Annotated in this window: 25 protein-coding genes; 7 read left to right on the forward strand and 18 right to left on the reverse strand. The window is 57.8% G+C overall.

Features of this window, described 5'->3' with window-relative positions:
• The first annotated feature begins 55 nt into the window (after positions 1-55).
• Positions 56-1,417: a dihydroorotase gene (locus ACZA91_RS02980; protein WP_463184602.1), complete on the forward strand. Its 1,362-nt coding sequence runs from the start codon at positions 56-58 to the stop codon at positions 1,415-1,417.
• Positions 1,418-1,563: 146 nt separating this feature from the next.
• Here the strand turns inward: ACZA91_RS02980 and ACZA91_RS02985 are convergent, their stop codons facing one another.
• The 5 genes from ACZA91_RS02985 to ACZA91_RS03005 form a co-directional block, all read right to left on the reverse strand.
• Complete coding sequence (locus ACZA91_RS02985) at positions 1,564-2,211, reverse strand: hypothetical protein (protein WP_463184604.1); 648 nt, start codon at positions 2,209-2,211, stop codon at positions 1,564-1,566.
• A 362-nt stretch (positions 2,212-2,573) separates the two neighbouring features.
• Positions 2,574-3,119, reverse strand: a complete 546-nt coding sequence (locus ACZA91_RS02990) for a hypothetical protein (RefSeq protein WP_463184606.1) — start codon at positions 3,117-3,119, stop codon at positions 2,574-2,576.
• A 206-nt stretch (positions 3,120-3,325) separates the two neighbouring features.
• On the reverse strand, positions 3,326-4,267 hold the full coding sequence (locus ACZA91_RS02995) for a tetratricopeptide repeat protein (RefSeq protein ID WP_463184609.1): 942 nt from the start codon (positions 4,265-4,267) through the stop codon (positions 3,326-3,328).
• Between the two features lie 152 nt (positions 4,268-4,419).
• Positions 4,420-4,749, reverse strand: coding sequence for a cytochrome c6 PetJ (gene petJ / locus ACZA91_RS03000; RefSeq protein WP_099534730.1), 330 nt, complete (start codon positions 4,747-4,749; stop codon positions 4,420-4,422).
• Between the two features lie 147 nt (positions 4,750-4,896).
• Complete coding sequence (locus ACZA91_RS03005) at positions 4,897-5,850, reverse strand: NAD-dependent epimerase/dehydratase family protein (protein WP_190356071.1); 954 nt, start codon at positions 5,848-5,850, stop codon at positions 4,897-4,899.
• 306 nt (positions 5,851-6,156) lie between these two features.
• Here ACZA91_RS03005 and purD point away from each other — a divergent pair, with 306 nt between their 5' ends.
• From purD to lepB (ACZA91_RS03035), 6 genes are all read left to right on the forward strand, one after another.
• The gene (gene purD, locus ACZA91_RS03010; protein ID WP_190525897.1) at positions 6,157-7,515 is read left to right on the forward strand and encodes a phosphoribosylamine--glycine ligase; all 1,359 of its coding nucleotides are present in this window, start codon (positions 6,157-6,159) and stop codon (positions 7,513-7,515) included.
• 31 nt (positions 7,516-7,546) lie between these two features.
• Positions 7,547-9,694, forward strand: a complete 2,148-nt coding sequence (locus ACZA91_RS03015; RefSeq protein WP_463184612.1) for an ATP-binding protein — start codon at positions 7,547-7,549, stop codon at positions 9,692-9,694.
• A 165-nt stretch (positions 9,695-9,859) separates the two neighbouring features.
• Positions 9,860-10,198: a phasin family protein gene (locus ACZA91_RS03020; RefSeq protein WP_099534726.1), complete on the forward strand. Its 339-nt coding sequence runs from the start codon at positions 9,860-9,862 to the stop codon at positions 10,196-10,198.
• A gap of 66 nt (positions 10,199-10,264) precedes the next feature.
• Positions 10,265-10,861, forward strand: coding sequence for an FKBP-type peptidyl-prolyl cis-trans isomerase (locus ACZA91_RS03025; RefSeq protein ID WP_190356074.1), 597 nt, complete (start codon positions 10,265-10,267; stop codon positions 10,859-10,861).
• A 238-nt stretch (positions 10,862-11,099) separates the two neighbouring features.
• A complete protein-coding gene (lepB, locus tag ACZA91_RS03030; RefSeq protein WP_463184615.1) occupies positions 11,100-11,825 on the forward strand; it encodes a signal peptidase I in 726 nt (241 codons plus the stop codon).
• A gap of 329 nt (positions 11,826-12,154) precedes the next feature.
• Entirely contained in the window at positions 12,155-12,847 is a 693-nt protein-coding gene (gene lepB / locus ACZA91_RS03035; protein WP_099534723.1) for a signal peptidase I, read from the forward strand.
• Positions 12,848-13,012: 165 nt separating this feature from the next.
• Here lepB (ACZA91_RS03035) and rpmE read toward each other — a convergent pair whose 3' ends face one another.
• From rpmE to rplO, 13 genes are all read right to left on the reverse strand, one after another.
• Positions 13,013-13,237, reverse strand: coding sequence for a 50S ribosomal protein L31 (gene rpmE / locus ACZA91_RS03040; protein ID WP_099534750.1), 225 nt, complete (start codon positions 13,235-13,237; stop codon positions 13,013-13,015).
• A gap of 201 nt (positions 13,238-13,438) precedes the next feature.
• Positions 13,439-13,852 (reverse strand): 30S ribosomal protein S9, encoded by a 414-nt coding sequence (rpsI, locus tag ACZA91_RS03045; RefSeq protein WP_099534722.1) that lies wholly within the window; start codon positions 13,850-13,852, stop codon positions 13,439-13,441.
• Positions 13,852-14,316, reverse strand: a complete 465-nt coding sequence (gene rplM, locus ACZA91_RS03050; RefSeq protein WP_190356076.1) for a 50S ribosomal protein L13 — start codon at positions 14,314-14,316, stop codon at positions 13,852-13,854. The genes rpsI and rplM overlap by 1 nt, the downstream gene beginning before the upstream one ends.
• A gap of 82 nt (positions 14,317-14,398) precedes the next feature.
• A complete protein-coding gene (truA, locus tag ACZA91_RS03055) occupies positions 14,399-15,250 on the reverse strand; it encodes a tRNA pseudouridine(38-40) synthase TruA (protein WP_190356077.1) in 852 nt (283 codons plus the stop codon).
• Positions 15,251-15,285: 35 nt separating this feature from the next.
• Entirely contained in the window at positions 15,286-15,636 is a 351-nt protein-coding gene (gene rplQ / locus ACZA91_RS03060; protein WP_099534719.1) for a 50S ribosomal protein L17, read from the reverse strand.
• Positions 15,637-15,717: 81 nt separating this feature from the next.
• The gene (locus tag ACZA91_RS03065) at positions 15,718-16,662 is read right to left on the reverse strand and encodes a DNA-directed RNA polymerase subunit alpha (RefSeq protein ID WP_099534718.1); all 945 of its coding nucleotides are present in this window, start codon (positions 16,660-16,662) and stop codon (positions 15,718-15,720) included.
• Positions 16,663-16,814: 152 nt separating this feature from the next.
• On the reverse strand, positions 16,815-17,210 hold the full coding sequence (gene rpsK, locus ACZA91_RS03070) for a 30S ribosomal protein S11 (RefSeq protein ID WP_099534717.1): 396 nt from the start codon (positions 17,208-17,210) through the stop codon (positions 16,815-16,817).
• Between the two features lie 51 nt (positions 17,211-17,261).
• Complete coding sequence (rpsM, locus tag ACZA91_RS03075) at positions 17,262-17,639, reverse strand: 30S ribosomal protein S13 (protein WP_099534716.1); 378 nt, start codon at positions 17,637-17,639, stop codon at positions 17,262-17,264.
• A gap of 76 nt (positions 17,640-17,715) precedes the next feature.
• The gene (gene rpmJ, locus ACZA91_RS03080; protein WP_015186054.1) at positions 17,716-17,829 is read right to left on the reverse strand and encodes a 50S ribosomal protein L36; all 114 of its coding nucleotides are present in this window, start codon (positions 17,827-17,829) and stop codon (positions 17,716-17,718) included.
• Between the two features lie 107 nt (positions 17,830-17,936).
• The gene (infA, locus tag ACZA91_RS03085; protein ID WP_099534715.1) at positions 17,937-18,173 is read right to left on the reverse strand and encodes a translation initiation factor IF-1; all 237 of its coding nucleotides are present in this window, start codon (positions 18,171-18,173) and stop codon (positions 17,937-17,939) included.
• Positions 18,174-18,338: 165 nt separating this feature from the next.
• Complete coding sequence (locus ACZA91_RS03090) at positions 18,339-18,917, reverse strand: adenylate kinase (protein WP_463184620.1); 579 nt, start codon at positions 18,915-18,917, stop codon at positions 18,339-18,341.
• Complete coding sequence (gene secY / locus ACZA91_RS03095) at positions 18,914-20,236, reverse strand: preprotein translocase subunit SecY (RefSeq protein WP_190356079.1); 1,323 nt, start codon at positions 20,234-20,236, stop codon at positions 18,914-18,916. Before secY ends, ACZA91_RS03090 begins: the two co-directional genes overlap by 4 nt.
• Positions 20,237-20,287: 51 nt before the next feature.
• Positions 20,288-20,731 carry a 50S ribosomal protein L15 gene (gene rplO / locus ACZA91_RS03100; RefSeq protein ID WP_190356080.1) on the reverse strand — a complete coding sequence of 148 codons (444 nt, stop codon included), beginning with the start codon at positions 20,729-20,731 and terminating at the stop codon, positions 20,288-20,290.
• Positions 20,732-20,733: the final 2 nt, after the last annotated feature.

Genomic DNA, 20,733 nt, shown 5'->3' on the forward strand with positions numbered 1-20,733 from the left:
TTCCCAGCTCGGGTTTCTGCCGCTTGGTTCTCTCTTCCTTCAGTGGGTTAAAACCATGACCGATCGACCTGCGCTGCTGATTCGGAACGCTCGCATCCTGTTGCCTGACGGAGATTTCCTGCAAGGCGATGTGTGGATCGAAGGCGATCAGATTCGGCAGGTGGCTCCTGAAATTTCCCCCGACCTGATCGGGCCGATCGCCCGTGAAATTGACGCAACGGGTTTGACTCTGTTGCCGGGCGCGATCGACCCCCAAGTTCATTTCCGCGAACCGGGCTTAGAGCATAAAGAGGATCTCCGAACCGCCAGCCATGCCTGCGCCAAGGGCGGTGTCACCTCGTTTTTGGAGATGCCGAACACCAAGCCCCTAACCACTACTCAAGCCACGCTGCAAGACAAGCTCGATCGCGCGGCGAGTAAGTGCGTGGTCAACTATGGCTTTTTCATTGGAGCGACTGCTGATCGGTTGCCGGATTTGATCACGGCGAACCCCGTTTGCGGCATCAAGATCTTTATGGGGTCTATGCATGGCCCCTTGTTGGTGGATGAGGAGCCAATCCTCGATCAAATTTTCGCGATGGGGCAACAGCCGGGACAAACGGGCTATGGGCGCTTAATTGCTGTCCATGCCGAAAACCAAGACCGGATTCGTCAGCGCCGAGAGCAATTTGCAGGCATTACCGATCCGGCAATCCATTCTCAAATTCAAGACAACCAAGCCGCGCTGGAGGCCACACAACTGGCCCTCAAGCTGGCGCGGAAGCATCGGCGGCGGCTGCACATCCTGCACATGTCTACGGGTGATGAGGCGAACCTGATGCGTCAGGACAAGCCCGAATGGGTGACCTGTGAAGTTACCCCCCAACATTTGCTGCTGGATGTGAGTGCTTACGAAACGATCGGCACTTTTGCGCAAATGAATCCCCCCCTGCGATCGCCCGAAGATTGCGCAATTTTGTGGCAAGCCCTGCTGGATGGAGTCATTGACTTCATTGCCACTGACCACGCCCCCCACACCCTGGAAGAAAAGGCGCAACCCTATCCCAACAGTCCCAGCGGAATGCCAGGGGTGCAAACCTCCTTGCCCCTGATGCTGACCCAAGCGGCGGCGGGGCGCTGCACGGTGGCTCAAGTGGCCCAGTGGATGTCAACCAATGTGGCGAAGGGGTTTGGCATTCCCAACAAGGGGGCGATCGCTCCCGGATTGGATGCGGACTTGGTGTTGGTGGATCTCGATAACTACCGTCCGGTGCTGCGGGAGGAAATGCTGTCCAAATGTGGTTGGAGTCCCTTTGAGGGTTGGAATCTCACGGGTTGGCCGGTTTACACGATCGTGGGCGGTCAGGTGGCCTATGAAAACGGCCAGGTTAATGAATCGGTGCGTGGTCGGGCCTTGAGGTTTGAACCGACGGTGTAGGGCTGATCGTTAACTCGCCTAAAACCCTCACGTCACCGCTGGCAGATCGCGATAGATCGCGACAGATCGTGGCAGATCGTGAACGACAAGGGGCTTCAGCCCCTTGTTCCGGCGATTGGGTCACGGACAATTAACCCTAGAAGCACCTAGGGCGTGGGGCGGCCCAGAAACCATTCCAGCCGCAGGGCCGTTTGGTCATCGTCGGGGGCAAATTGACTCAGGGGTTCTTGGCGGCCCAGATTCGATCGCAACTGGGTGGCCGCCCAACTGCTGGGCCGCGTGCGATCGCCCTGGCGACCAAATAGCCATAGGTTCGATTGCCCGCTGTCTTCGGTGCTGATTCCTTGGGCATAGCGAGCCTGCTGCTCGGTTTTGGCCCCAGCACTCAGCAACAACACGGATTCCCCTTCGGGCCCGTAGTAGACTTCCAAGCCGTCCCCTGGATCCACGATTGGCGGGATTTCTTCGGGGCCCCCTAGCCCATATTCCACCCATTGCTGGCAAGTGGCTAGCTCACTGTAGGGCAACTCAAGCTGCGCCAACATGGGCAAAATGGCCGCGCGATCGCACTCCAAACCGCCCGCCGCCGTCAGGTCTTGGGCCTTGCCCTCGGGGGGCGGTGGCGTTTGGCTGGCCACACGCTGGGCCAGCACCAGCACCAACAACCCCGTCAACAAAGCAATGGCGCTCGATCGCGGCCAGGTTTTTCTCAGCCAGGTTCCTTCACCCCCAACTTTCCCGGTGTTGATTGGCGGCTGGTGTTGCATGAGGTGTTGCATGATCCGATCCATCATCCCTGCCCTCCTACGAACCTGAATGGCTCTCGGATGCGGGTTCGATCGCCCGGTCTATGGCCAGAAAGCGGGAACCCGCAAGCGCATTGGTCTCCATGAATGGGGAGGGGCCGGTTGGAGGTGTGTGAAGCGATCAACCCGAAACCAACCCCATTCCTTTTGATCCTAAAGATCACGAGGCGCGGTGGTTTCGAGTGTGACGCGATCGATATTGAACGTTATGCAACGCCATCAGTTGCAACGCCATGTAACACTTCCCACTCTGAATTGGTCACAGAATTTCAGGGCTATTTTGACTGGTTTTGAAGCCTGTTTTTAAAGCCCTCCACCCTGCTTTTCATAGTCTCCAAACCAGCCATTTACTAGGGAACCTGAACCACCGTTTGGGCTTCAACCCGTTGACCATTGGCATACAAATCCTTGTGGTCATTTGTATTCAAGGTCACCTGGATTTGGTTACTGCCACTCGGCAGAGATTCCAAGTAATACCAGTTGCTGTAGAGCCGGGTGAGTTTGCGCCCGTTGAGGTATAGGTGCGCGTGACCTTGGTTCCAAGCACCGGGTTGGTTAATTTGCTCCGGGGCAAATCGGAAATTTTGAACCGTAAGTTGCAGGTTCCAACCCTGTTTGGGATCCGGAAATACGGAAAGACTGACGGTGGGAATTGGCTGACCAGCAGGAATATCAAAGCGACCGTGCTGATGCTCGCCGCCATGACCGCTGCCATTGTGGGGGCTGTGCGGGCTGGCTGAAGGGCTGGCCGGGGGGCTGGATTGGTGATGGTGATGATTGCCATCGGCCCGGGCGGGCTGGTAAATCGATTGGGCGATCGGGCTGAGGAGCGTCACCGCCAGAGTTAAGCCAACCGATCGCAAGGCAACAGGAGAACGAAATAACTTCAGTGGCATAGCAGGCGAAGGGTAGTTTGGGGATTCAGAGGAAATCGTGAACCGGTGACCAACCTTCTCAAAGGGGACGGCGGGGTAAGGCGCACACAACTGGACAACTCAGCAAACAACCCAACTAACGACCCACCCAACAGCTCAACGCATTCATTCAGCGCAATGATTCAACGCGTGAACAAACTAAGCAACGGGCGGTCTAACTAGCAGCTTTAGCCGATCGCTACGGAGCTGCTCTGCTGGAGTTGGCGCAGGGCCGTTAAGGCCGTTTGCAAAGCCCCCCAATCGCCGCAGTCATAGAAACAACGGACAGCACATTCCAAGTCATGAATCGCCGCTTGATGGCAATGCATTTGTTGGTGAAGCTGACTGCGGGCCATGTAGGACAGGCCGTTCATGGGAGCCAGGGCGATCGCCCGGTCAAAACTGCTGATCGCTTCCGTGGAACGACCCAGGGCTTGTAGCACCAAACCGCGCAGATGAAAGCCATTGGCTTGTTGGGGGCCGTAGCGTAAACTGCGATCGAGATCAGCTAGGGCTTGGGGCCGATCGCCCTGATCCAGCCAGGTCATCGCCCGGTCGTAATACACCTGAGCGAGGCGATCGAGTGATTCGTGGCCGAATTGCAGAATGGCTCGGTTGAAATCTTCAATCGCCTCGCGCCCCTGCTGTTGTTCAGCCATCACCAGCCCGTGGTTATACCAAGCGCGTCCATCCAAGGGATGTTGATGCAGCACCGTTTCAAAATCCTGGGTGGCGGCGGCCCGGTTTTGTTGCCCGCGATAGGCCAAACCACGGTTCAGGTATGCATCCCAAAGCTGGGGGTTGAGTTCCAGCGCCGTTGTGCAGTCCCCGATCGCAGCCGCCCAGTCAGCGAGCGCCAGCCAGGTCAGGCAGCGGTTGTGGTGGGCCCGGGCTTGCCGGTGGGCATCCGGGGTCTGATCGGCAGCGATCGCGAAGGCCGCTAGCGCATCTGCGTAATCACCACGGCTAAAAGCTGATGCACCCAGCGCCATCGGGTCTTGCGGACTAGAAACCGGGACGCTAGCCGGAGTCAGTCGGGATGGCCAGTAGGTAGTAGCTGCGAGGCCCCAAACAACCACGCTCAGCAGCAGCGCGATCGCCCAGCGCCCGGTTCGATCGGGTTCGGACATAGGGTCAGAAGCCTGTTGAATGACCGAAAGGCAATTCAACACTCGGGTTCAATTGGGTGGGTTAGCCAGAGGGAACAGCGCCAGGGCTGCCCGGCGCTCAAAACCGGTCAAGGCATCTGTGGAGGAATGTTGCCTTGACCGGCTTCCATGAATTACCAACCGGCTTCCGACTTGGACAGCACGAAGGATGCCACATCTTGAATACCGTCTGCCGTCAGCTTGCCCTTGAAGGCCGGCATCGCACCTTTACCGTTGGTGACCTGCTTCACGATCGCCTCGATCGAGTTCATGCCGTATTTTTCCAAGGCATCCTTCTTCAGGGTCTTGTCTGCCATCACCACGTTACGGCCACCCGCATGACAAGCGGCGCAGTTGGCGCTAAAAATTTTGGCTCCATTGGCCACATCAGCCGCATGGGCAGCACCAGCAAAGCTCAACCAAGCAGCAACCAGAGCGATCGCCCAAGATACAAACCGTTTCATTGTCCTTGATCCTGTCAGTCAGTACTGAAGCCATGAAATGCTTCAGACCCATTTAGTCCAGATCTATCCAAGACTGTCAAGCCCAGTATCAGTCAAGGTTTGGCAATGGTTTGCAATAATTTTTTAAAATGGTCGAGCGAGCAATGGTCAAGCGGCGTAGAGGGTTTTAATCCACTCCCATTCCTGTTCAAGACCCTTGCGAATCGTGACTTGAGGGTCATAGCCCAAAAGATTGCGAGCCTTGGTCACGTCGGCGGAGGTGTGGCGAGCATCCCCGATCGCCCGATCCTGATAATCACGCGCGATCGGGTGACCCACGATCGCCTCCATTTGCTCCAGCACCTCCGTCAACACCACGCGACTGCCGCCACCGATATTGAAAATTTCCCCGATCGCCGCTGGAACCACCGCCGCCGCCAAATTCGCCGCCACCGCATCGCTGACATAGGTAAAGTCGCGGGTCTGTTGCCCATCGCCATAAATGGGAATGGCCTGATGGGCGATCGCCGCCTTAAAGAACTTGTGGAACGCCATATCCGGCCGCTGTCGGGGCCCATAAACCGTGAAGTAGCGCAGGGCCACAAAGGGCACGCCAAAATTGTTGCAATAGAGTCGCCCGAGCTGTTCGGCCGCTAATTTCGTGATCCCGTAGGGCGACACGGGCTTGGGACAGACCAACTCACTGGTGGGAAAGGTTTCCGCATCGCCATAGATGGACGACGTGGACGCATAGACCAACCGTTGCAAATTCGGGGCCTGCTTCGCGGCTTCTAAGAGGCGCTGGGTCGCCGTGATGTTGCGATCGGTGTAGTCCTGGAACCCAGTCCCCCAACTGGCCCGCACCCCCGCCTGGGCCGCCTGGTGATAGACCACATCCGCTTCCGCCAGCAGAGGGGCCCAGTCAATGGCTCGCAAATCCACCTCCAGCAGTTGGAATTGGCCATGATCCAACAGGGGCGCAACGTTTTGCCGTTTGAGGGCCGGGTCGTAATAGTCATTAAAGTGATCAATGCCAATGACCCGGTCGCCTCGCAGTAACAGCGTTTCCGCCAGGTGGGAGCCAATGAAGCCGGCCGCGCCGGTCACGATGCTGGTAGTCATGGGGAGTTCAGAAATCGCCGTTTTGCAATAGTTGAGGGGAAATTGGCGCGATCGCCCGATCGCTGGTCTAGGTTTAGCCCAAGTTTTGGCCCAGCGCCTAGCCCAGTCTAGGAAGTTTTGCACCCAAACGTGGAAACAACCAACCCGGAAATGGTCGTTGATGATTGGCGATCAACCGCGATTGAGTCGAAATTGGACAAGATCCAGCCTCCCAGCGGGGATCGGTGGTGAGAGGAGCGGACGTGCGATATTCTGAGATACTGGCTCCTGGCCGAGTTCTGTTCACAACTGCGGGTTAAAGATTCTGTGAAGGTTTTAGTGGTTGGCAATGGTGGCCGTGAACACACGATCGCCCACATGTTGTTGAAGTCGGAACAGGTGGAGCGGGTCTTTTGTATTCCCGGAAATGGGGGAACGGCCCTGAATCCCCGTTGCCAAAACTTTGCCTTCGCTGCAACTGATTTTGAAGCGATCGCCCGCGTTGCCCAAACCCAAGGGGTCTCCCTGGTGGTGGTGGGCCCCGAAGCACCTTTGGCCGTCGGGATTGTGGACTTTTTGCGCGGGCGACAAATTCCCGTGTTTGGCCCCACCCAAGCGGGGGCCCAAATCGAAGCAAGCAAATCTTGGGCCAAGACGCTCATGGCCGAAGCGGGTGTGCCCACGGCCCAATCCGCCACCTTTACGGAGCTGGCCCCCGCCCGCGACTATTTGCAGCAGACCGGGGCCCCGATCGTGGTGAAGGCCGATGGTCTGGCGGCGGGCAAGGGCGTGACCGTGGCCATGACCCTGGATGAGGCACTCAAGGCGGTGGAGTCTATTTTTGGCGGCCAATTCGGCTCCGCTGGCTCCAGCGTGGTGATCGAAGAATTTATGGAAGGGCGGGAAGTATCCGTCCTGGCCCTGACCGATGGCAAAGCCGTGCGCCCTCTGATTCCAGCCCAAGATCATAAACGGATTGGCGAGGGAGACACCGGCCCCAACACGGGCGGCATGGGAACCTATGCCCCGGCTCCCTTGGTTACGCCGGATCTGATGGCGCGCATTGAAACGGAAGTGTTGCAGCCCACAGTGCGGGCCCTGGCGGCACGCGGCATTGATTACCGAGGGGTTTTGTACGCGGGGTTGATGATCACGCCTGAAGGGGATCCCAAGGTGGTGGAATTTAACTGCCGCTTTGGCGACCCGGAAACCCAGGTGGTGTTGCCGCTGCTGGAAACGCCGCTTCATGAGCTGATGTTGGCCTGTGTGGAACAGCGGCTGGCCCAGTTTCCCCCGATCGCCTGGAAATCGGGCGTGGCCGGCTGTGTGGTGGTGGCAGCCCAGGGCTATCCGGGCAGTTTTGCCAAGGGCACTCCGATCGCGGGCTTAGCAGAGGCGGAAGCGGTGGGGGCCATGGTGTTTCATGCGGGAACGCGGCTGGTGCGATCGAGCGGCAACACCGATCGACTGGTCAGCGATGGAGGGCGCGTCCTAGGGGTCACGGCGATCGGGGCAGATTTTGACGAAGCCTTCGGAACCGTCTACCGGGCGATCGAGGCCATTGACTACACCGAAAAAACCTATCGTCGCGACATTGGCTATCAAGTGCGCCAACAACCTTGGGAAACCCTGCCCTTGCCCGGTGCGATCGCCGCCAGTGACCCTATGCCCACCGAAGCCCCTTAAGATCGAATCAATCTGCACGCTCCCCGAGACCATGCTTGAGGCGATCGTTACGTTGCGGCAAATCCTGCGTCGCTGGTGGTCAGAATTCACCCTCCAAACCCGATTGATGGCGGTGGCAACCTTGGTGGTGTCGCTGCTGACCAGCGGGCTAACCTTTTGGGCCGTCAACACCATCCAGCAGGATGCCCGGCTCAACGACACCCGTTTTGGGCGAGATTTGGGGCTGCTCTTGGCCGCCAACACTGCGCCCCTGGTGGCGGAGCAAGACTTGGGCGGTTTGGCTGGCTTCTCGCGCCGGTTTTATAACAGCACTTCCAGCGTTCGGTACTTGCTCTATGCCGACGTGGACGGGGATATCTTCTACGGCATCCCCTTTTCCGACACGGAGGTGAAGAACTCCCTAACCTTGCGTCGTCGGATTCAGTTGCCGCCGGACTATGCGGCCGATCTCGATCGCCCCTTGGTGCGTCAACACCTCACCCCCAACGGTCAGGTCACGGATGTGTTTGTGCCCCTAACCCACGAGGGGGAATACTTGGGGGTGTTGGCCGTGGGTACCAATCCCAATCCAACGGTGGTGGCCTCGTCGGGCTTGACTCGCGACGTGACAATCGCGGTGTTCGTGTCAATTTGGGTGATGGTGATTTTGGGGGCTGTGTTCAACGCCCTCACCATCACCAAGCCGATTAAGGAATTGTTGATCGGTGTCAAAAACATCGCCTCCGGGGATTTTAAGCAGCGAATTACCCTGCCGTTTGGCGGTGAACTCGGGGAGCTAATTGCCAGTTTTAATGACATGGCGGAGCGCCTAGAGCGCTACGAAGAACAGAATATTGAAGAGCTGACGGCCAGCAAGGCCAAGCTCGAAACCCTCATCGCCACGATCGTTGATGGGGCCCTGCTGCTCGATACGGATCTGCGCGTGGTGTTGGTGAATCCCACGGCCCGCCAGATTTTTGGCTGGGATCGCGAAACGGACGGCCAGCCGATCATTGGCAGAAATGTGCTCTATGAGTTTCCGCCCGAGGTGCAGGTGAAGCTCACGCGCCCGCTCTACCAGTTGGCGGAAGGCAAGGCCGACGAGGGCGAAGAATTTCGCATTACCCTGATGGAGCCGGTGAAGCGAACGGTGCGCATTTTGCTGTCGCCAGTGCTATCCCAACGGGCGATCGGGGACGGGCACTTGTGCGACACCTGCGAGCACCATCAGCAGGATCAGTGCAGCGATGCCCAACGGCCCCTGGCCAGGGAATGTAATCTCTATGCCGATCAAGATGGTGAGGCCCCAGGCGATCGCTACCGCGAAAGCATCCGAGGGATTGCCGTCACGGTGCAGGATATTACCCGGGAAGTGGAGCTGAATGAGGCCAAAAGCCAATTCATCAGCAATGTTTCCCACGAGCTACGCACGCCGCTGTTTAACATCAAGTCCTTTATTGAAACGCTCCATGACTATGGCGATGAGCTGTCGCCGGAGCAACAGCGGGAGTTTTTGGACACCGCCAACCGCGAGACCGATCGCCTGACCCGGTTGGTCAATGACGTGTTGGATCTCTCTCGGTTGGAATCCAGCCGTAGCTACACTTTTGACGCGATCGACCTGGTACAGCCGATCGAACAAACCCTGCGCACCTACCAGCTCAATGCTCGCGACAAGGGAATTGAACTGACCCAAGAGCTGGCCCCCAGCCTGCCGCCCGTTTTGGGTAACTATGATCTGTTGCTGCAAGTGTTCGCCAACTTGGTGGGCAATGCCCTGAAATTTACCCCCAAGGGCGGCCAGGTGGCGATCCGAGCCTATGTTCCCCAAGACCCCGCCGTTCAACCGGCCCTCTGGGATACCTGCCCAGTGAATGCGGCAACCGGTCCAGCCAAATCTCAGCCCGAGGTGGTGAGCGTGGTGCGGGTGGAAGTGGCCGACACCGGCATTGGCATTGGCCCCGAAGATTGTAATGCCATTTTTGATCGGTTCTATCGGGTCGAAAACCGGGTGCATACCCTCGAAGGCACAGGGCTGGGCTTGTCGATCGTCCGTAACATCATTGACAAGCACCAAAGCAGCGTCAAATTGATCAGTGAAGTGGGCGTGGGGACGATTTTTTGGTTTGACTTGTTGATTTATCGGGATGGGTTGACCCTGCCGGAACCGATGCCCGTCGTTTCCAGCACCCTGGGTTAGGCCGGGGGCAATCCTGGGGCGAATCGGGCGGAGATCGCGACTGATCCTCATCCCACAAGGGTCGATCGCCCGTGTTAGCCTAACGATGATTGGCGGGGCCACTCAGTCCGAGCGTCAGCCCGAGCTGTTGATGAACCCTGGTAGGCATACGGAGTCGATCGTCCGATGGATGGAAATAACTGGCTGCAACAACTGCTGACCATTGGTCTGGGCACAACGGCCATTGTTGCAGAACGCCTCAAGGAAGCCAGCGATGAATGGGTTCGCAGCGGCCGCTTGGATCCAGAACAGGCCCGCAAGGTGGTGGATGACCTGATGCAGCGTTTGCAGTCCGGCGGCAATCCCTCCCCTAGCGAAAGTTTTGATTCCCTGATTCAGCAGCAGTTTCGGAAGGTGATGAAGGATTTTGGTGTGCCCGATCGCTCAGAGGTGGACGAACTGCGCGGCCGGATCGATCGGCTAGAGCGCCAAGTGCGCGACCTGGAAAATCGACTGTGGCGTTAGGGCGATCGCTCGTTAGGATCAAGAACGACCCACTTTGCTCGCAGATTGATCGAGGAGACTAGACCCTTGCGTGATGTGTTAATCAGCTTTGGGGTGATGTTGGTTTGCCTAGTGGCCGTGTTGATGGTCACCTTCACGGGCAAAACCCCCACCGCCGAAGCGAACCCCCTATCCAGTCAACCGGCGGCCGAAGCCACTGCCAACGGTTCCAAACTGGCGGCCCGTCTCATTAGCGACGCGGCCGCCCAACTGCGATCGCCTGAGATCGCCACCCTGCCCACCAATACCCAGGAGACAACCCTCGTGGCCGACGCGAGCAACCTGACCACCACCGATTCTGGCCTGCAATACGAAGACCTCACCGTGGGAACCGGCGCAGCCCCCACTCCCGGTCAGAACGTCACGGTTCACTACACCGGCACGCTCACTGACGGCAAAAAATTCGACAGCTCGCGCGATCGGGGTCAGCCCTTCAGCTTCCGCATTGGCGTGGGTCAAGTGATCAAGGGTTGGGACGAAGGTGTCCTGTCCATGCGGGTTGGTGGTCGCCGCAAGCTGGTGATTCCGCCGGACTTGGGCTACGGGGCCCGGGGAGCTGGCGGGGTGATTCCTCCTAACGCCACCCTAGTGTTTGACGTGGAATTGCTGCGCGTGGGGGGTTAGTTCCCGCTCAGCGTCAGCACGGACAGTTTTTGGACTGTGGGAAGCATCCAAGATCTTGGATAGGGGCGATCACTCCGGCGGGGCGATCGCCCCTTGTGCTGGCCACCGATCGTCGGGAATCACGATCGCACCCAGGCCGTATCAACCACCACCCTCCAGCAGATCCCCCGGTCTGGATTCGGTATCCTGAATGAGGTTGACCAGTCCCTAGGTCAACCGACAATCAAGCGTCACGCCCATGTCAACGCAACCCCCAAAGTCCAAGCGGTTGAGAAACGGGCAACCATTGCGCCCCTTTTCCCGCAACGCAGCATCCGCCACGGCTCCCCAGGGCAACCAGGGCGGGCGGTGGCATTGGCAGCATTGGCTCCCTTCCCTGACGGCAACCCTGCGGCAAGCACCCGCTTGGACTTGGCAACGGCGACATTGGTGGGGATCGGGATTGGTGGTGCTCCTGACCATGGGGGCCATGCGATCGCTCGTCATCGATTCCTATCTGGTGACCCTGCCGACCATGAGGCCCACGCTGCAACCGGGCGATCGCCTGCTCATTGACAAAGCGAGCTACCAGTGGCGCAACCCCGATCGAGGCGAGTTAGTGGCCTTCATGCCGCCCAGCGCGCCGAATCAACCTCGGGGAGTGTTGGTCAATCGGGCCGTTGGTTTGCCCGGCGATCGGGTTGAAATCCAAAGCGGTCAACTCTTGGTCAATCAGCGCCCGATCGCCCATGGCCAGTCCCTGGCGATCGAAATTGGTGATCTCGCCCCCGTGCGAGTTCCCGCCGCCACCTACTTTGTCATGAGCGATGGTTCCGCCTTAGGTACTGCCCCAGCCCTGACCTTCACCTACGGTTACGTGCCGCGCCAAGCCCTGGTGGGGCGGGTGATGTGGCGGTTTTTTCCTCTTGATCGCTGGGGGGCACCGATCACCCCCACAGCCTCGCCGGATCCAGTCCCTCAATAGTCAACGGCGATCGTTCGCGGTTTTTTCGCGGTTTTGCGGTATATCTTCTCAACAACAGACCAGCCGGAATTTTCACCGCTGTAATAGCCTGTAATAGGAGTTGAGAGTTTTCAGTTTCTGGCTAACGGCGCACGGATTGATTCCCAGTTTTCAAGCAGAATGGTCAATCATGCCGAAACGCCCACATTCCCCAAGTCCCAGTCTTGGATCCTGAACCCCGATCGCGCTTCTCCTGGTTTGCGTTTCCCGGGCTTGGCCCAAGGTGCTCAGCGCCCAGCGTTTCAAGAAGCGCCCTCGTCTACTGCTTTAGTGCATTTAGGATTTTTCTCGTGACCGATCAACCCGCTTCCTCGCATAAAGAGCCATCCACCAATCCCCCCACCGACAGCGCTTGGGTTGAAGTCCTCAAAACCATTGGTCTCAGCATTATCTTGGCCCTGGGCATTCGTACCTACGTGGCCGAAGCTCGCTGGATTCCCTCTGAATCAATGGTGCCGACGCTGCTGGTGAAGGATCGGTTGATTGTCGAAAAACTGCAATACCGGTTTGGCGGCAGCCCCAAGCGCGGCGACATCATCGTCTTCATGCCGACCGCCGAACTGCGCCGCCACAACCTCAAAGATGCTTTTATTAAGCGCGTGATTGGTCTGCCGGGTGAACTGGTGGAGTTGCGAGATGGCCAGGTTTACATCAACGGCCAGCGCCTGAACGAACCCTATATTGCCCGCGAGTCCGTCTTAACAACCGGTCGCCCCAGTCCTGCGAGTGGCTCAGGGGAGCGCCCAGCCAGCCTTAGCGCGGATGGCAATGCAGTGCAGCGCACGGATACCAATGTTTGCGTAGGGGATCCACAACCTTTTCTGGCCCGGCCGGTGCGAGTGCCCCCCAACTCCTATCTCGTGCTCGGCGACAATCGCAACCGCAGTTACGACAGCCGTTGCTGGGGAGTCGTTCCGCAAGATTTGATTGTTGGCCATGCAGTTTGGCGGTTTTGGCCCCTCGATCGCATGGGTAATCTCTAGCCAAACGTAGAGCCTAGAAAAAATAGAGCCTAAAATAGCCCAGAAAATAAAAAGGAACAGTTGCTGAACCAGTAACTGCTCCTTTTTTCTGTTTCTTCTGGTTGAAGAATTTTGAGTTTGCCAATTTTAGTTGGCCAATTAGTTGGCCGACCAAACCAAGGAACCCTAGTCCTTTTTGGTTTCGGTTGCCATCCCATACTTGCGCAGGAATCGCTCCACACGACCTTCAGTGTCAATGATCCGCTGAGTGCCGGTGAAGAACGGGTGATTACCAGCCCAAATGTCCACATGCAATTCCGGTTGGGTCGAACCAACCGTCATCACCAATTCGCCGTTGCAATAGACCTTTGCATCGGGGTACCACTCGGGGTGAATGCCTTCTTTTGCCATGATGTGAACCTCAACCAAGGTTTAGGAAATTTAAGGGCGATCGAACCGCATTCAAGTGCATGGATTCGATCGCGGGGATTTGCACGAAAGAGCTGGCGATCGCGACTTCCAAACGGGGTCTTTTGATCACCAGCCCCCAGCCTGCCCATTCGTTGGGGAAAGCCACCGAGGCCTCCCCCTCGAAAGTCGGCGCTTGGAAAATTAGCGCTTCGAGAACTGAGGAGCCTTCCGGGCTTTCTTCAAACCGTACTTGCGACGTTCCTTGGCGCGGGGGTCGCGGGTCAGGTAGCCTTCAACCTTCAGGGGCTTACGGTTTTCAGGATCAAGCTGAATCAAGGCCCGAGCCACACCCAAGCGGATCGAGTCAGCCTGGCCAGTCAGGCCGCCGCCCACCACGCTCACCAGCACGTCGTAATCCCCTTCCAAACCGAGGGTTTCCAGAGGTGCTTTGGCCGCAGCCAGATAAACCGGGTTGTATTGCAGGTAGTTATCGCCAGGACGACCGTTGATGGTCAGTTGGCCAGAGCCAGGCACCAGGCGCACGCGAGCGACCGAGGTTTTACGGCGGCCCGTGCCGCGATACATCACGCGCCCGTTGTTATCCGTTGCTTGCATTAGCCTTCACCTCCAGGAATGGTGTTGATCGTCAGGACTTGGGGTTGTTGTGCCGTGTGGGGATGGTCTGCACCGGCATAAACCTTCAGCTTGCGGAACAGTTGCCGACCGAGGGCATTTTTAGGCAGCATCCCTTTAATGGCATGTTCCACAATCCGCTCGGGCAGACGATTTTGCAGCTTTTCAAAGCTCTCCGTCTTCATCCCACCGGGACGGCCAGAGTGACGACGGTAGACCTTTTGAGTCCGTTTTTTACCGGTCACTTCCACTTTGTCGGCGTTCACGATCACCACAAAGTCACCGGTATCCAGGTGGGGCGTATAGGTGGGCTTGTTTTTGCCCCGCAGGACGGAAGCCACTTCGGTGGCCAGGCGGCCAAGGCGTTGACCAGCGGCATCAACGACGTACCATTGCCGGTCAACGTCGTTTACGGAGGGCAGGGCAGTCTTGGTGGGAATGGACATAGGGGTTGGTTGGGTTGCGAAAATCGCTGAATCGGGGAAGTTATAACTAGGGCGATCGCGTAGTGCGTTAAGCCTAGAATCTTTATGTAACGGGAGGGCTGAAGGTTGCCGGGCCGTCCTGGGTCAGGTCAAACCAAGGCAGGGTGTTGGTGCGAGCAATCTCTGGCAGGGGCGAGTTGGGGTAGCCAATGCGCAGTAGGCACAGTCCCATGGGTGGCGCGGCATATTTCACCAGGTCTCGGCGTTCACTCTGCCAAATTTGGGTGAACTCTTCGACACTGAGGCGATCGCGCCCCACCAACACCAACATCCCCGCCAGCAGCCGCATCATGCCGTACAAAAAGCCACTGGCTTGAACTTCAAGTTCCACAATCGGCCCGCGCCGCCGACACCAGGCTTCTTGAACATCCACCCAAGAATGGGGACGTTTTGATCCGGCACGGTGGAAAGCGGCCAAGTGATGCCGACCCACGAGGGGGGCGATCGCCGCCTGCATCTTTTCCACTTGAATTGGCTCGTAATAGTGCCAACTGAAGGGTTTGAGGTACAGGTTCGGCTGTGGATCGGTGTAGAGAACATAGCGGTAACGCCGCCACGAGGCCGAGAACCGAGCGTGCCAGTTCCCCGGAACCGCACAGGAGGCCAGAATCAGAATATCATCTGGCAACCTTGTGTTGAGGACTTTCGCCCAACGGTGAGGGGGAATCGGGCTGGCCACGTCAAAGTGGGCCACTTGGGCAGAGGCATGAACTCCGGTGTCGGTGCGTCCAGCACCATGGATGACAACGGGATGCCCCAGAATCTCGGCGATCGTGTCTTCGATCGTGGCTTGAACGCTGCGATCGCGGATCTGCCGCTGCCAACCACAGAACCCTGTTCCCAGGTACTGAATCACCAAAGCAACACGTTGCTGATCGGCGGGACAGTCGGCCATGATTGTTGCTCTACACCCCAGCGATTGGTCTTGGCCTAGACCAATTCCAGGATGGCCATTTCGGCATTGTCACCACGCCGGGGCACGGTGCGCAAAATGCGGGTATAGCCGCCATTCCGCTGACCATAGCGCTGGGGAGCCTGCTCGAACAGGGCATGAACCAAATCGGCATCATACAGATAGCCCAAGGCCCGACGACGGGAAGCCAAGGAACCGTCCTTGGCCAAGGTAATCATGCGATCAACCTCGGCGCGAACAGCCCGGGCCCGGGCTTTGGTGGTGGTGATTTGACCATTGCGGATGGTTTCCGTGGCCAGGGCCCGCAGCAGGGCGCGACGCTGGTCAGCGGGCTTACCAAGTTTAGGAACGCGACGACCGTGACGCATAGCTCCGATCTCTACTCAACTGATTAGTAACTAGGGGGGTCGGATCTAGAACGGGCTAGAGCCGGGGGTGAACGGTGGCAGCTAGGCTTTGGCCACCTTTTCTTGCGGCAGGGTGATGCCCAAACGCCGCTGCAACGCTTCGATCACTTCTTCAGCCGACTTGGCTCCGAAGTTTTTGATCTCCAGCAAATCTTCTTGGGTGAATTCCAGAAGATCGGCAACGGTGTTGATTTGCGCCCGCTTCAGGCAGTTGTAGGCGCGCACCGACAGTTGCAATTCTTCGATCGGAATTTGGCTGCTGGGGTCTTGGGACTCTGGGCGATCGCTCTTGGTGGCTTCGATGGTGAAGTCCTTGAGCGGGTTGAACAGATCCACCAGAAGCGTGGCGGCCTGACTAAGCGCCTGTTGGGGGGTGATGCTGCCGTTCGTCCAAATTTCCAGAACCAGGCGATCCTTCTCCAGGGATTCGCCCACCCGGGCATCCTCAACGGTGTAGTTCACCTTGCGGACGGGCATAAACATCGAGTCGATCTGCAAAAAGTCGATCGCCGACGCATCATCACGACCCCGATCGATCGCCCGATAGCCCACCCCACGTTCCACTCGGAACTCCATTTCCAACGTGGCCCCCTCGGCCAAGGTGGCAATGTACTGGGTTGGGTCAACCACTTCCACTTCTGAAGGCAAATCGAACAGGTCTGCCGTGACCACCCGCGGCCCTTTGGCCAACAAGCGACCAATTTGCGGCTGATCCGTGTGGCTGCGCAGCACCAATTCCTTCATGTTCAGCAGGATGTCCAACACATCCTCCCGCACACCGGGAACCGTCGCGAACTCGTGGTTCACGCCCGCAATCCGGACGGCCGTCACTGCGGAACCCACGAGGTTCGACAGCAGTACCCGACGCAAAGCGTTCCCCACCGTTGTGCCCTGCCCACGTTCGAGGGGGGACAGCACCAAACGGCTGTAGAGATTGCGATTGCTTTCCGTGCTCGATTCAACACACTCGATCTGAAATTGCGACACGCTTTGTGCCTCCCAACCGGCCTAGTCGATCCATATGCGGCAGTGAAGCCGCCCCGTAACAGAAAAAAATTCGCGGTGACCAAGGGTTACCGCTGGCTTGCAGGATGCGATCGCAGCGCCCGTGAGTTAGCGCGGGTCGATCGCGGGGTGATTTAGACCCGACGACGCTTCGGCGGCCGGCAACCATTATGCGGAATCGGCGTAACATCACGAATCAGCGTGATTTCCAGACCCGACGCTTGCAGGGCCCGAATTGCCGTTTCCCGACCCGAACCGGGGCCGCTCACCATCACTTCCACCTGCCGCATCCCCTGTTCAGAGGCACGACGGGCAGCAGCTTCAGCGGCGGTTTGGGCGGCGAAGGGCGTACCCTTCTTAGCTCCCTTGAAACCGCTGGAACCAGCCGAGGCCCAAGAGATTGCATCACCCTTGAGGTCGGTGATCGTCACGATCGTGTTGTTGAAAGTCGATTGAATGTGGGCGACACCGCTGGGGACGTTGCGCTTTTGCTTACGCGGGCCAGAGCGCTTGTTGGGTTGCTTTGCCATAGCTGTTGAACAGAACTAAAACGTTCGTAGAAAGGGGACAGAACCAGTCGATTACTTGCGAGGAGCCTTCTTCTTCCCGGCCACCGTACGACGACCACCACGGCGAGTCCGGGCATTGGTGCGCGTCCGTTGACCCCGCACCGGCAGACCTGCGCGGTGACGACGACCCCGATAGCAACCGATGTCCATCAGGCGCTTGATGTTCATTGCCTCAAAGCGGCGCAGATCACCTTCCACCTGGTAGTTATCCAACTCGGCCCGCAGGGCAGAGATGTCTGCATCGCCGAGGTCTTTGACGCGCGTATCCGGATTCACACCCGTTGCGGCCAAAATTTTCTTCGACAGGGTTAGACCAATGCCGTAAATATAGGTCAACCCAATTTCAATGCGCTTCTCGCGCGGTAAATCTACACCGGAAATACGTGCCACGTTGGTTCTCCCTAACGTTTTAATGCTCTGTCTTTAGATGGGTGCCAGGCAAACACAACCACCCTAACGCTGTCTTTTACCCTTGGCGTTGTTTGTGTTTGGGGTTTTGGCAAATGACCATGACGCGACCGCGACGACGAATCACGCGGCACTTTTCGCACATTTTGCGGACGGAGGCTCGGACTTTCATGATGGTTAAAATCTCCAAACTTGGAATTTTAGAGAAAAATGAGTACCGGATCAACCTATCGGGGCAAGTCTTTGGCTAGACCAGCGATCGGGTGGCTATTTTGGGGGTTATTTTTTGCCACCTGTGTTCTTTAAACGGTAGGTGATGCGCCCCTTGGTCAGGTCGTAGGGGGTCAGCTCAACCTTGACGCGATCGCCCGGCAGAATCTTGATGTAGTTACGGCGAATCTTGCCAGAAATATGTGCTAGGACGTTGAAACCGTTATCGAGATCCACCCGGAACATTGCGTTCGGGAGTGATTCGGTTACGGTTCCCTCCATTTCGATCAGATCTTGCTTGGACAAGGATCAGCTCTCCTGTATGAACGTCGAGTTGGTTGACAATCAGTGAAATTGCTGTTAAGTGCTATCTCACTGCCAAACTAGCACAATGGGCGATCGGGTCTGGGGTTCTGGTTCGGTTCCCGGCTTCAGCACGAAGCTTCAGCACCAAACTTCAGCGGAGGTGAACTAAGCCGTTAGGGCGATCGCCTGTTTCAGGTCACGAGTCACATCGCTGAGGGGCTGGTCACCATTGACCTCCGCCAATAGGTTCGCCTGCTGGGCCCTGTAGAACTTCAGCAGCGGTTCCGTCGTTTGGTGAAAAATCGCCAGGCGATGCTCAATGGTCGCCAAATTGTCATCCGAGCGACCTTCCGCTGTGCCTCGGCTCAGGAGACGGGCCTTGAGTACATCATCGGCAACCACCAAATTCAGCACTCGATCGCAGGCCTGACCCGTTGCCGCCAGCATGTCATTGAGTTTTTCGGCCTGGGCCACATTGCGCGGGAAGCCATCCAGGATCCAGCCCTGTTGAGCATCAGGTTCTGCGAGCCGGTCTTTGATGATCCCAATGATCAATTCATCGGGTACCAATTCACCGCGATCCATGAAGGACTTCGCCGCCTGTCCCAAGGAAGTGCCTTGGGCAACGGCCGCGCGCAAGATATCACCCGTGGAAATATGGGGAATGCCATATTCCTCAGACAAAATCTTGGCTTGCGTGCCCTTACCAGCACCCGGTGGGCCGAAAAAAATCAATCGCGTCACTGCTTCACCATTCCTTCGTAGCGCTGTGAAATCACGTAGGTTTGGATTTGCTTCGCCGTTTCGATCGCGACCCCAACCAAAATCAGAAACGACGTTGCTCCTAACCCTTGGAACGTCCGCACATTGGTGGCACTTTCCACGGCCGTCGGCACAATGGCCACCAAGCCCAAGAAAATTGCCCCCAAGAAGGTCAGCCGATTCAAAATCTGCTGCACCCGCTTACTCGTGGCTTGGCCTGGGCGCACCCCGGGGATGCTCGCTCCCATCTTCTTCAGGTTCTGAGCCATATCCACCGGGTTCACCACCAGCGACGAATAGAAATAGCTAAAGAACAGAATCAGTGCCAGGTAAACCAACACGTACAGCCAGGGCGTGGGGCCCGTCGGACTCAGATAGGTGGCCACCCGAGCCAAGGCTTCATTGTTCGTGAACTGGGCCAGCGAGGCCGGAACCACCAACACCGCCGTCGAGAAGATGATGGGCATCACGCCCCCTTGGTTCAGGCGCAAGGGCAAGTAGCTGCTGCGCTCCTGATACTGGCGGCGACCCACCTGGCGGCGGGCCATCACGATCGGGATGCGACGGGCCCCTTCTTGAACAAACACAATGCCGACAATGGTGGCCATAAACGCCAACATCAACAGCACAATGCCGCCAATGGTCGATCGATCACCACTTTGAGCCAGCTCCAGCGTTTGACCCACCGACTTCGGAAAGGTCGAAACAATGTTCACGAAAATCAGCAGCGAAGCACCATTGCCCACGCCACGCTCCGTGATTAGCTCGCCAATCCACATCACAAACATCGAACCAGCCGTCAGGGCCAGCGCCGTCTTCACCACAAACAGGCCCGCTGGCTCCGTCGTGGCCCCCAACGCCGACACCCAGAGACCGATCCCCACGCTTTGGATCACGGCCCAAGCAACGGACACATAGCGGGTGATTTGGGCAATCTTGCGACGGCCCGCCTCCCCTTCATTTTTCTGGAGGTCTTCCAGAGAAGGCAGCGCCGCCGTCAGCAATTGGATGATGATGGATGCATTGATGTAGGGCAGAATTCCCAACGCAAAGATCCCCAGCAGCGATAGACCGCCCCCGGAGAAGATATCTAAGAAGCCAACCAACCCACCTAGACCGCTGTTTTGGATCGCGTTGCCAAAGGCTGCACGATCAATTCCCGGTACCGGCAAAAAGATCCCAAGGCGCACCAGCACTAGCAGGCCGACGGTCACCAGCAACCGCCCCCGCAGGCCAGCCGCCTGGGCCATTTGCATGAAGGTTTCTTGGGCTGTTGGCGCTTTATCTCGACTGACGACCATGGTTGGTACACCTCAGGCAAATTTCAGCAACCGGATTTCCCAACTTCAATCTTAGACAACCGTGCAAGTTCCGCCGGCTGCTTCGATCTTTTCCTTGGCGCTAGCCGTGAAGCGAGCGGCTTCCACCGTCAGCTTCACCGACAGGTCACCATCGCCCAGCAACTTCAGCGGGCCATCGTTGGTGGTAACAATCCCGGCTTCCATCAACGAGGCCAAGTTGACGGTCGAACCGGCCGCCAGGCCAGCCAGACTGCCGACGTTGACCACGGTGTAGGCTTGGCGGTTGATCACCGTGAAGTGCTTCAGCTTCGGCACCCGGCGGTAAAGGGGCATTTGACCCCCTTCAAAACCGGGGCGGGTGCTGCGACCGGAGCGCGACTTTTGACCGCGCATCCCGAAGCCACCGCTCGCGCCTTGACCGGCAGCAATGCCCCGACCGACGCGACGACCGCGCTTTTTGGAGCCTTTTTTAGGCTGTGCATCCGTGATTTTCATGG

Source organism: Limnothrix sp. CMB-01, assembly GCF_055193175.1.

What these genes read in the sequence shown, in the direction of transcription:
- rpmE (WP_099534750.1), bottom strand. Translation starts at nt 13,237, where the DNA reads ATGGCAAAAGAAGGCATTCACCCCGAGTGGTACCCCGATGCAAAGGTC.
- rpsI (WP_099534722.1), bottom strand. Translation starts at nt 13,852, where the DNA reads ATGCAAGCAACGGATAACAACGGGCGCGTGATGTATCGCGGCACGGGC.
- rplO (WP_190356080.1), bottom strand. Translation starts at nt 20,731, where the DNA reads ATGAAAATCACGGATGCACAGCCTAAAAAAGGCTCCAAAAAGCGCGGT.
- ACZA91_RS03020 (WP_099534726.1), top strand. Translation starts at nt 9,860, where the DNA reads ATGGATGGAAATAACTGGCTGCAACAACTGCTGACCATTGGTCTGGGC.
- lepB (WP_463184615.1), top strand. Translation starts at nt 11,100, where the DNA reads ATGTCAACGCAACCCCCAAAGTCCAAGCGGTTGAGAAACGGGCAACCA.
- rpmJ (WP_015186054.1), bottom strand. Translation starts at nt 17,829, where the DNA reads ATGAAAGTCCGAGCCTCCGTCCGCAAAATGTGCGAAAAGTGCCGCGTG.
- rpsK (WP_099534717.1), bottom strand. Translation starts at nt 17,210, where the DNA reads ATGGCAAAGCAACCCAACAAGCGCTCTGGCCCGCGTAAGCAAAAGCGC.
- rplM (WP_190356076.1), bottom strand. Translation starts at nt 14,316, where the DNA reads ATGTCCATTCCCACCAAGACTGCCCTGCCCTCCGTAAACGACGTTGAC.
- ACZA91_RS03015 (WP_463184612.1), top strand. Translation starts at nt 7,547, where the DNA reads ATGCTTGAGGCGATCGTTACGTTGCGGCAAATCCTGCGTCGCTGGTGG.
- petJ (WP_099534730.1), bottom strand. Translation starts at nt 4,749, where the DNA reads ATGAAACGGTTTGTATCTTGGGCGATCGCTCTGGTTGCTGCTTGGTTG.
- ACZA91_RS02980 (WP_463184602.1), top strand. Translation starts at nt 56, where the DNA reads ATGACCGATCGACCTGCGCTGCTGATTCGGAACGCTCGCATCCTGTTG.
- truA (WP_190356077.1), bottom strand. Translation starts at nt 15,250, where the DNA reads ATGGCCGACTGTCCCGCCGATCAGCAACGTGTTGCTTTGGTGATTCAG.
- ACZA91_RS02985 (WP_463184604.1), bottom strand. Translation starts at nt 2,211, where the DNA reads ATGATGGATCGGATCATGCAACACCTCATGCAACACCAGCCGCCAATC.
- ACZA91_RS02990 (WP_463184606.1), bottom strand. Translation starts at nt 3,119, where the DNA reads ATGCCACTGAAGTTATTTCGTTCTCCTGTTGCCTTGCGATCGGTTGGC.
- secY (WP_190356079.1), bottom strand. Translation starts at nt 20,236, where the DNA reads ATGGTCGTCAGTCGAGATAAAGCGCCAACAGCCCAAGAAACCTTCATG.
- ACZA91_RS03005 (WP_190356071.1), bottom strand. Translation starts at nt 5,850, where the DNA reads ATGACTACCAGCATCGTGACCGGCGCGGCCGGCTTCATTGGCTCCCAC.
- rplQ (WP_099534719.1), bottom strand. Translation starts at nt 15,636, where the DNA reads ATGCGTCACGGTCGTCGCGTTCCTAAACTTGGTAAGCCCGCTGACCAG.
- ACZA91_RS02995 (WP_463184609.1), bottom strand. Translation starts at nt 4,267, where the DNA reads ATGTCCGAACCCGATCGAACCGGGCGCTGGGCGATCGCGCTGCTGCTG.